Below are 8,627 nucleotides of genomic sequence, written 5' to 3'. Positions count from 1 at the left end.
GATTCTCGCGAGCGAAGAAAGCGACGGCCTGGCGCTGGCCGAATGCGGCGGGCGGCTGCACCCGGTCTGCGGCCTGTGGCCTGTGCGGCTGCGCGACACGCTGGAGCGGGACATCGCCGCCGGGGCGCGGCGGATCGGCGATTGGGCCCAGCGCCACGGCGCGGCGCTCGCGGCCTTCCCCCAAGGCACGCCCGATCCCTTCGCCAACCTCAACACACCGGAGGATTTCGCGCGCGCCGAGGCGCGGCGGTGAAGATCGAAAAGGGCTTTGAGGAGCACGAGCGGGCGCGCATCGCGGCGCTCTACTGGGAGGCTTTCGGCCCCAAGCTGGGGCGGGTGCTGGGCCCCCGCCCCCGGGCGCTGCGCTTTATCGACCACGCGCTCGATCCGGACCACGCGCTCTGTGCCCGTGCCGCGGACGACGCGCTGCTCGGCGTGGCTGGGTTCAAGACAGCGCGCGGGGCGCTGGTGCTGGGCGGATCCGGGGCGCTGCGCGCGGCCTATGGTCCGCTCGGGGCGGTCTGGCGCGCCGGCTTGCTGAACCTGCTTGAAAGCGACGTGGACAATGCCCGTTTCCTCGTCGACGGGATCTTCGTGGCGCGCGAGGCGCGCGGGCGCGGCGTCGGATCGCGGCTCATTGAAGCGTTGGCGCAGGAGGCGCGCGCGCGCGGCCACCGCGAGATCAGGCTCGAGGTCGTCGACGAGAACATCCGCGCCCGCGCGCTCTACGAGCGGCGCGGCTTCATCGCCGCCGGGCGCCGCCCCGCGGGGCCGCTGCGGCTCGTCTTCGGGTTTCGCGCCACCACGACGATGATCCGCCGCCTCGGCTGAGGCTCAGGAGAAGTTGCCCGCCGCGGCACCGAGCAGACGGAAGGCGCGCCCGGTCCGGGTTTCGGCCAGAAGCGCGATCTCCTCGTCCTCCGCCCCGTCGCAGTAATCGTCGAGCATCCGGTCGAACAGCCGCAGGAAATGCTGCGCCGTGTCGCGGAAGATCGTGTCCTCGCCCATCCGCGCGGTCGCGATTCCGGCCATGCCTTCGGCATCGAGCCCTTCCGCCAAAGGCGCGAGCGGTGCGCCGCGCTCGCCGCGCGCCAGCGCGCGCCAGGCTTCGGCGGGTGCGGGCGGCGGGGCGAGGTCGTCCATGTAGATGCCATCCTGGCTCAGCAGAGTCAGCACGTCCTGGCTGGCTTGGATGAGCTGGCGCGCGCGGGTGTCGCGCAGCGCCGCGCGCAGCGCCGCGAAGCCTTCGAGATCCTGATCGCTGTCGGGAAAGTTCAGCGCGCGCGCCAGCTCGGCCCGGCCAAGCGTCGGTGCGGGGTCGGGCTCCGGCGCGGGTATCTCCGTCTCGGCCTCCGGCTCGGCTTCGGGGGCGGGCTCGGGGCGCATCACGCCGAATCCCGCCAGCGCCGTCTCGGTCTGGCGCGCGGCGCGCTCGATCCCGGCAAGACGCCGGTCGAGCTCGGCCGGCAGTCCGCCACCGCGCGCCTGGGTGCGCAGGCTGCGCTGCAGGGTCTGGATCTCGGCCCGCAGCCGGTGGGATTCCTCGCGTGCGCTGCGCGAGGCGTGGCTCGCGAAGAGCCCGATCCACAACAGCGCGACGGGCACCACGACGACCAGCACCGGCCCGACCAGCGTCGCGCCGCCCAGCGCCATGGCCAGCCCGGCGCCAAGCGCCCATAGAAGGCTCGCCCCGGCGGCGATGCGCTCGGCGCGGCCCATCCGCTCCCATGGCATGGCATGGTCCGAAGGCGGCGCCTCGGGCGCGCGCGGAGTGTCGGGATCGTCGCTCATACCGCCCTTCCGGGCCGCTCGCGCGGCCTCACGAATAGCTGACGCTCAGGATCTCGTAGGACTTCTCGCCGCCCGGCGTGCGGACCTCGACGCTGTCGCCTTCGTCCTTGCCGATCAAGGCGCGCGCCAGCGGCGACTTGATGTTGAGGCGGCCCGCCTCGATGTCGGCCTCGTATTCGCCGACGATCTGGTAGGTCTTCTCCTCGTCGGTGTCCTCGTCGACGAGCTTGACGGTCGCGCCGAACTTGACGCTGCCCTTCATCTTCGAGGTGTCGATCACGTCGGCAAGGCCGATCACCCCTTCGAGCTCCTTGATCCGGCCCTCGATGAAGCTCTGCTTTTCCTTGGCCGAATGATACTCGGCGTTCTCCGACAGGTCGCCATGCGCTCGCGCCTCCGAGATCGCCGCGATGATCGCCGGGCGCTCGACCGATTTCAGGTGCTTCAGCTCCGCGTCGATCTTGGCGAAACCGGCGCGCGTCAGCGGAATCTTTTCCATTTTATACAGCCTTTCCCCCATGCGGGGCCGTGCAACACCGGACGTTCTAACCCTTAGGGGCGGGACGAAGTCAAGCCCGGCCCCGGGCCCTGCTCCGGGAGCCGCTTGCAAGCGAGCGTGGCGCGGGGTCGCAATTGTGCGTGCCGGGCGCATGCGATAGGCCTTGGCGCGGAGCAGGAGAGCCAACAGGGACACCGCCATGACCGAAGCCACCAGCCAGACCGAGACCCGCCCCGAGCGCGAGGCGATGGAATACGACGTGGTGATCGTCGGCGCGGGGCCCGCGGGCCTGTCGGCGGCGATCCGCCTCAAGCAGCTCGACCCCGAAACCTCCGTGGTGGTGCTGGAAAAGGGCTCCGAGGTCGGCGCGCATATCCTGTCGGGCGCGGTGCTCGATCCCTGCGGCCTCGACCGGCTCTTGCCCGACTGGCGCGAGATGGGCGCGCCGATCACCGTGCCGGTCAAGGAAGACCGCTTCCTGATGCTGGGCGAAGGCGGCTCGGTGCGCATCCCCAACGCGCTCATGCCGCCCCTGATGAACAACCACGGCAATTACATCGTCTCGATGGGCAATGTCTGCCGCTGGATGGCCGAGCAGGCCGAGGCACTCGGCGTCGAGGTGTTTCCGGGCATGTCCTGCTCGGAGATCGTCTGGGGCGAGGATGGCCGCGTCGCGGGCGTGGTCGCGGGCGAGTTCGGCCGCGACGCCGACGGCACGCCGGGGCCGGGCTACGAGCCGGGCATGGAGCTCTTGGGCAAATACGTCTTCCTCGGCGAAGGCGTGCGCGGCTCGCTCTCCAAGCAGGCGATCGAACGCTTCGATCTGGCGCAGGGCCGCGAGCCGCAGAAATACGGGCTCGGCATGAAGGAGATCTGGGAGATCGATCCCGCCAAGCACAGCGAGGGCCGGGTCGAGCATACCATGGGCTGGCCGCTGGAGAAGAACGCCGGTGGCGGCTCGTTCATCTACCACCTCGACAACAATCAGGTCTATGTCGGCTTCGTGGTGCACCTGGGCTACAAGAACCCCTATCTGCGCCCCTATCAGGAGTTCCAGCGCTTCAAGCACCACCCGGTGGTGGCCGAGCTGCTGAAGGGCGGCAAGCGCGTGGCCTACGGCGCCCGCGCGATCACCGAGGGCGGCTGGCAGTCGCTCCCGAAGACCGCCTTCCCGGGCGGCGCGCTCCTGGGCTGCTCGGCGGGCATGGTCAACGTGCCGCGCATCAAGGGCAACCACAATGCCATGCTCTCGGGCATCCACGCCGCCGAGGCCGCGCATGAGGCGATCAAGGCGGGCCGGTCGGGCGACGTTCTCGAAAGCTACGATGCGGCGGTGCGCGAGGGCGCGATCGGCAAGGACCTCAAGCGCGTGCGCAACGTCAAGCCGCTCTGGTCGCGCTGGGGGCTCACCGCCTCCATGGCGCTGGGCGGCTTCGACATGTGGACCAACACGCTGGGCTTCTCGCTTCTGGGCACAATGGGCCACGGCAAGTCCGACGCCGAGGCGACGGAACCGGCCAGGGACCACGCCGAGATCGTCTACCCCAAGCCGGACGGCGTGCTGAGCTTCGACCGGCTGACCAATGTCAGCTTTTCGGGCACCAACCACGAGGAAAGCCAGCCCTGCCACCTCAGGCTCAAGGACCCGAGCATCCCGATCGAAAAGAACCTGCCGGTCTATGCCGAGCCTGCGCAGCGCTACTGCCCGGCCGGGGTCTACGAGGTGGTCGAAAAGGACGACGGGCCGGAGTTCGTGATCAACTTCCAGAACTGCGTCCACTGCAAGACCTGCGACATCAAGGACCCCAGCCAGAACATCGTCTGGACGGTGCCGCAGGGCGGCGACGGGCCGAACTACCCGAACATGTGATCGCGGATATCCGCCGGTCGGCGGGAACCCGCATTGCGCGGGCCCGCCGGCCTCTCTAGCCTGCCTGCCAACACCAAGACCGGAATGGCAGGAGCAGAATGATGGTGACCCGAAGCCTGCGGGCCCTGGCCGTGACGGCCGGGCTCTTGTCAGCCCCTCTTGCCCCTGCCTTCGCCGTCGCCCAGAGCGCCGGTACCGATGCGGGCCCCTACCTTGCCGCCCGCGTCGCCGCCGCCGCCCAGGATTACGAGGCCGCCGCCGACTGGTTCCAGACCGCGCTCGGGGCCGATCCGCGCAACCCCGCCCTGCTCGAAGGGGCGATCGGCGGGCTTCTGGCCTCGGGCGAGGCGGAGGCCGCCGTGCCGCTGGCCGAGCGCCTGCGCGAGACTGGCGCGCCCAGCCCCGTCGCCAACATGGTGCTGCAGATCGACGCGGCGAAGCGCGGCGACTGGAACGCGATCTTCGATCTCATGGAGGCCGATCGCGGCATCGGTCCGCTGGCCGACGGGCTGACCCGCGCCTGGGCCCGGCTCGGGCAGGGCCGCATGGATCAGGCGCTCTCGGCCTTCGACGAGGTGATCGAAACCCGCGGCCTGCGCGGCTTCGGCCTCTATCACAAGGCGATGGCGCTCTCGGTGGCGGGCGATCTCTCGGCCGCCGAGGCGATCCTCGCTTCGGCCCCGGGCAACGGGCTGCCGCTGAGCCGGCAGGTCGTCACCGCCCATGCCCGCATCCTGGGGCGTCTCGACCGGCACGAGGAAGCCTTGGCGCTGCTCGACCGTGTCGGGCGCGGCGATGCGGTCCTCGAGGCGCTGAGGCAGCGGATCGCGCAAGAGCCCGACGCCGCCTATGACGAGGTCACCTCCGCCGTCGAGGGCCTCTCCGATCTCTATGTCAGCGTCGCGGGCGCGCTGGGCAGCGAGGCGCCGGGGGCCTTCGCCCTGCTTTACAGCCGCGCGGCACTGGCGCTCGACCCCGACCGGGTCGAGGCGCTGCTTGTCACCGCGACCCTGCTGGAGCGGGCCGGACGGCTGGATCTGGCGCAGGAGGCCTATGCCGAGGTGCCCGAGGATCATCCCGCCCATGTCACCGCCGAGCTGGGCCGCGCCGCCGTGCTGCGCCGCGCGGGCGAAACCGCGCGCGCGCTCGAAGTGCTCGAACAGCTGTCGCGCACGGCACCCGATCTGGCCGAGGTCCATGTGGCGATCGGCGACCTGCAGCGCGCCCGCGAGGATGCCGCCGCCGCCGAGGCCGCCTACAGCGCCGCGCTGGAACTGGCCGGCGAGGAAGCCGCGTGGTGGCTCTACTACATGCGCGGCATCGCGCGGCACGAGCGGAACGACTGGCCCGGCGCGGAGGCCGATTTCCGCGCCGCGCTCGAGATCGACCCCGACCGCGCCGAGGTGCTGAATTTCCTCGGCTATTCCCTTGTCGAACGCGGTGAGGCGCTCGATGAGGCGCTGGACATGATCGAACGCGCGGTGCGCAGCCAGCCCGACAACGGCGCGATCGTCGACAGCCTTGGCTGGGCGCAGTTCAAGCTTGGCCGCTACGAGGAGGCGGTCGGCCATCTCGAACGCGCCGCCGAGCTGGAGCCCGTGGATCCGATCGTCAACGATCATCTGGGCGATGGCTACTGGGCCGTGGGGCGCCAAACCGAGGCGCGGTTCCAATGGCAGCGCGCGCTGTCCTTCGACCCGACCCCGGAGGAAGCCCTCCGCATCCGCAAGAAGCTCGAACAAGGGCTCGATGCGGTGATCTCGGCCGAGGGCGGCGTGCCGCTTCGGCAGGTCGCGCGGGGGGAGTGAGCATGGCGCTCGACAAGGGGCTGGCACCGGCCAAGATCAACCTGGCCTTGCACGTCACCGGGCTGCGCGCCGGGGGCTATCACCTGCTCGACAGCCTCGTCGCCTTTGCCGGGGTAGGCGATCAGCTGACCGCCCTGCCCGCGACTGATCTGACGCTCGAGGTGATGGGGCCGTTTTCCAAGGGCGTGCCGGTCGACGAGAGCAACTCGATCCTGCGCGCCGCGCGGGTGCTGCAGGCCACGCGCGGCGTGGCGCAGGGTGCGCGGATCAAGCTGACCAAGACGCTGCCCCATGCCGCGGGCATCGGCAGCGGTTCGTCGGATGCCGCCGCGGCGCTGCGGCTCTTGAGCCGGGTCTGGGGGGTGGAGAATTTCGCGCCCGAGGATCCGATCGTGCTCGAACTCGGGGCCGACGTGCCGGTCTGCCTCCATGCCCCGGCCCCGGCGCGGATGCGCGGCATCGGCGAAAGCCTGACCCCCCTGCCCGCCCTGCCCGGCTGCGGGCTGGTGCTGGTCAATCCCGGCGTCGAGGTGCCGACGGGACAGGTCTTCGACAAGCTCGCGCAGTCCGACAACGCCCCCATGGCGGAGATGCCGGAGCGGCTCGATTACGAGGGTTTCATCGAATGGCTCGGCGCGCAGCGCAACGACCTACAGGCCCCGGCCGAGGCGCTGGCGCCCGAGATCGCCCGCGCGCTCAAGCGGCTGCGCGCCATGCCCGGCGTCGATCTTGCGGTGATGTCCGGCTCTGGCGCGACCTGCGTGGGCCTGACCCGCGACATGGGCCGCGCGCGGCAGGTCGCCCGCGCGATCCAGCTATCGGAGATGGGCTGGTGGGTCGCCCCGGCGCCGCTGCTCAGCTGATCCGCTCGACCACGTAGCTCGCCAGATCCTCGAGCATCTCGCTCAAGGGGTGATCCGGCAGCGCCCGCAGGCTGAGGCGCGCGCGCTCGGCCCAGTCGAGCGCCGTCTGACGGGTGCTTTCCAGCGCGCCGTGCCGCGCGAGGATCGCCTGCGCGCGATCAAGATCACCCGCCTCGACCCGGCCCTTGCCGATGGTCCGGCTCCAGAAGGCGCGCTCCTCGGCATCGGCCTGGGCCAGCGCCCGGATCACCGGCAGCGTCAACTTGCCCTCGCGCAGGTCGTCGCCGAGTGCCTTGCCGATCGCCGCCGTGCCGCCGTAGTCGAGCAGATCATCGACGATCTGGAAGGCGATGCCGAGCGCGTCGCCGTAGGCGCGCAGTGCCGCGACATGCGGCTCGGGCGCGCCGGCGATGATGCCGCCGACCTCGGTCGCGGCCGAGAACAGCGCCGCGGTCTTGCCGCGCACCACCCGCAGATAGGTCTCCTCGGTGGTCTCGAGGTTGCGCGCCGCGGTGAGCTGCAGCACCTCGCCCTCGGCGATGGTGGCCGAGGCGTTCGACAGGATGCCCAACACCCGCAGCGAACCGGTCTCGACCATCACCTGGAACGAGCGGGCGAAGAGGTAATCGCCCACCAGCACCGACGAGGTGTTGTCCCACAACAGGTTCGCCGTGGGCCGCCCACGCCGCTGCTTGCTGTCATCGACCACGTCGTCATGCAGGAGCGTCGCAGTGTGGATGAACTCCACCGTCGCGGCGAGGTGGATGTGATAGGGGCCGTCATAACCGCAGAGCCGCGCGGCGGCGAGCGTCAGCATCGGGCGCAGCCGCTTGCCCCCGGCCTCGACCAGATGCGCTGTCACCTCGGGGATGCGGGGCGCATGCTCGGAGGCTATGCGCTCGCGGATCATCGCGTTGACGGCCTGCATGTCCCCGGAGAGAGCATGGGCGAGGCGGTCGTGCGGCTTTGCTGTCGGCGTGGCGAGGTCCATGGCGGCGTCTTCTCGACAAGAGCGTCGAAACGCCCTAGCTGGTTGCGGATGAAAGAGCTTTTGCGCAGCAACGACCCGACGGTCATCGCTTTTGCCACCGCCCTCCTGAACGGCGAGGGTATAGACTGCTTCGAGTGGGACGTAAACACGAGCATCCTCGAAGGCAGCATCGGCATATTGCCGCGCCGCCTGATGGTGCGCAGCGACGATCACGCCGCCGCCGAACGGGCCATGCGCGACAATGACATCGACCTGGGCCGATGAGGCGCTGACCCGTGACGCCTTTCTCGGCGGGCGGGTGACGCTGCTGCAGCCGCGGCGCGGCTACCGGGCGGGGACCGATCCGGTGCTGCTTGCCGCCGCCACCGGGGCCAGGCCGGGACAGAGCGTGCTCGAGCTGGGCTGCGGCGCGGGGGCCGCGCTGATGTGCCTTGCCGCGCGGGTGCCCGAAGTTTCGCTGTGGGGCGTGGAGATCCAGCCCGCCTATGCCGAGCTCGCCCGCCGCAACGCCGCGCTGAACGGCGCGCGGGCCGAGATCCACACCGCCGATCTGCGGGCCCTGCCTCCCGCCATCAAGGCACGGCGATTCGATCACGTCATCGCCAACCCGCCCTATTTCGACCGGGCCCATTCGCGCCCCGCGCCCGATCCGGCCAAGGAAACCGCCTTCGGCGCGCCGCTGCCGATGGCAAGCTGGGTGGACGCGATGGCGCGCCGGGTGGCGCCGCTGGGGCGGCTGACGCTGATCCAGCGCGCGGACCGCCTGCCCGAGATCATGGCCGCGCTGCACGGGCGCATGGGCGGG

Annotated in this window: 10 protein-coding genes; 7 read left to right on the top strand and 3 right to left on the bottom strand. The window is 70.7% G+C overall.

Going from position 1 to position 8,627, the window contains the following annotated elements; translation table 11 throughout:
- Positions 1–253: glycosyltransferase family protein (locus tag NHG85_RS17850; protein WP_502213726.1), on the top strand; the 253-nt coding region annotated here is incomplete at its 5' end.
- Positions 250–831, top strand: coding sequence for a GNAT family N-acetyltransferase (locus NHG85_RS17845; RefSeq protein ID WP_253334945.1), 582 nt, complete (start codon positions 250–252; stop codon positions 829–831). The genes NHG85_RS17850 and NHG85_RS17845, both read left to right, overlap by 4 nt.
- 3 nt (positions 832–834) lie before the next feature.
- Here NHG85_RS17845 and NHG85_RS17840 read toward each other — a convergent pair whose 3' ends face one another.
- Both NHG85_RS17840 and greA read right to left on the bottom strand, forming a co-directional pair.
- Complete coding sequence (locus NHG85_RS17840) at positions 835–1,791, bottom strand: hypothetical protein (protein ID WP_253334943.1); 957 nt, start codon at positions 1,789–1,791, stop codon at positions 835–837.
- 28 nt (positions 1,792–1,819) lie between these two features.
- Positions 1,820–2,290: a transcription elongation factor GreA gene (gene greA / locus NHG85_RS17835; protein ID WP_253334941.1), complete on the bottom strand. Its 471-nt coding sequence runs from the start codon at positions 2,288–2,290 to the stop codon at positions 1,820–1,822.
- Positions 2,291–2,489: 199 nt separating this feature from the next.
- Here greA and NHG85_RS17830 point away from each other — a divergent pair, with 199 nt between their 5' ends.
- From NHG85_RS17830 to NHG85_RS17820, 3 genes are all read left to right on the top strand, one after another.
- Positions 2,490–4,160 carry an electron transfer flavoprotein-ubiquinone oxidoreductase gene (locus tag NHG85_RS17830; protein WP_253334939.1) on the top strand — a complete coding sequence of 557 codons (1,671 nt, stop codon included), beginning with the start codon at positions 2,490–2,492 and terminating at the stop codon, positions 4,158–4,160.
- Between the two features lie 101 nt (positions 4,161–4,261).
- Positions 4,262–5,968, top strand: coding sequence for a tetratricopeptide repeat protein (locus tag NHG85_RS17825; RefSeq protein WP_253334937.1), 1,707 nt, complete (start codon positions 4,262–4,264; stop codon positions 5,966–5,968).
- Between the two features lie 2 nt (positions 5,969–5,970).
- A complete protein-coding gene (locus NHG85_RS17820) occupies positions 5,971–6,831 on the top strand; it encodes a 4-(cytidine 5'-diphospho)-2-C-methyl-D-erythritol kinase (RefSeq protein WP_253334935.1) in 861 nt (286 codons plus the stop codon).
- Here NHG85_RS17820 and NHG85_RS17815 read toward each other — a convergent pair.
- Entirely contained in the window at positions 6,824–7,822 is a 999-nt protein-coding gene (locus tag NHG85_RS17815; protein WP_253334933.1) for a polyprenyl synthetase family protein, read from the bottom strand. The genes NHG85_RS17820 and NHG85_RS17815 overlap by 8 nt on opposite strands.
- Between NHG85_RS17815 and NHG85_RS19975 the strand changes: the two genes are divergently transcribed.
- Positions 7,712–8,086 carry a putative signal transducing protein gene (locus tag NHG85_RS19975; RefSeq protein ID WP_502213727.1) on the top strand — a complete coding sequence of 125 codons (375 nt, stop codon included), beginning with the start codon at positions 7,712–7,714 and terminating at the stop codon, positions 8,084–8,086. The two genes, NHG85_RS17815 and NHG85_RS19975, sit on opposite strands and share 111 nt — an antisense overlap.
- The coding region (locus tag NHG85_RS17805) for a tRNA1(Val) (adenine(37)-N6)-methyltransferase (RefSeq protein WP_253334928.1) at positions 8,064–8,627 on the top strand (564 nt) is incomplete at its 3' end. The genes NHG85_RS19975 and NHG85_RS17805, both read left to right, overlap by 23 nt.

The sequence above is a fragment of the Limimaricola litoreus genome (assembly GCF_024159025.1).
In the GTDB taxonomy this organism is placed as follows: domain Bacteria; phylum Pseudomonadota; class Alphaproteobacteria; order Rhodobacterales; family Rhodobacteraceae; genus Limimaricola; species Limimaricola litoreus.
This window is presented reverse-complemented; position numbering and strand designations above follow the sequence as displayed.

Excerpts from the sequence above, each read along its gene's own strand:
- NHG85_RS17840 (WP_253334943.1), bottom strand. The coding sequence starts at position 1,791 with ATGAGCGACGATCCCGACACTCCGCGCGCGCCCGAGGCGCCGCCTTCG.
- greA (WP_253334941.1), bottom strand. The coding sequence starts at position 2,290 with ATGGAAAAGATTCCGCTGACGCGCGCCGGTTTCGCCAAGATCGACGCG.
- NHG85_RS17830 (WP_253334939.1), top strand. The coding sequence starts at position 2,490 with ATGACCGAAGCCACCAGCCAGACCGAGACCCGCCCCGAGCGCGAGGCG.
- NHG85_RS17825 (WP_253334937.1), top strand. The coding sequence starts at position 4,262 with ATGGTGACCCGAAGCCTGCGGGCCCTGGCCGTGACGGCCGGGCTCTTG.
- NHG85_RS17820 (WP_253334935.1), top strand. The coding sequence starts at position 5,971 with ATGGCGCTCGACAAGGGGCTGGCACCGGCCAAGATCAACCTGGCCTTG.
- NHG85_RS19975 (WP_502213727.1), top strand. The coding sequence starts at position 7,712 with ATGCTCGGAGGCTATGCGCTCGCGGATCATCGCGTTGACGGCCTGCAT.
- NHG85_RS17815 (WP_253334933.1), bottom strand. The coding sequence starts at position 7,822 with ATGGACCTCGCCACGCCGACAGCAAAGCCGCACGACCGCCTCGCCCAT.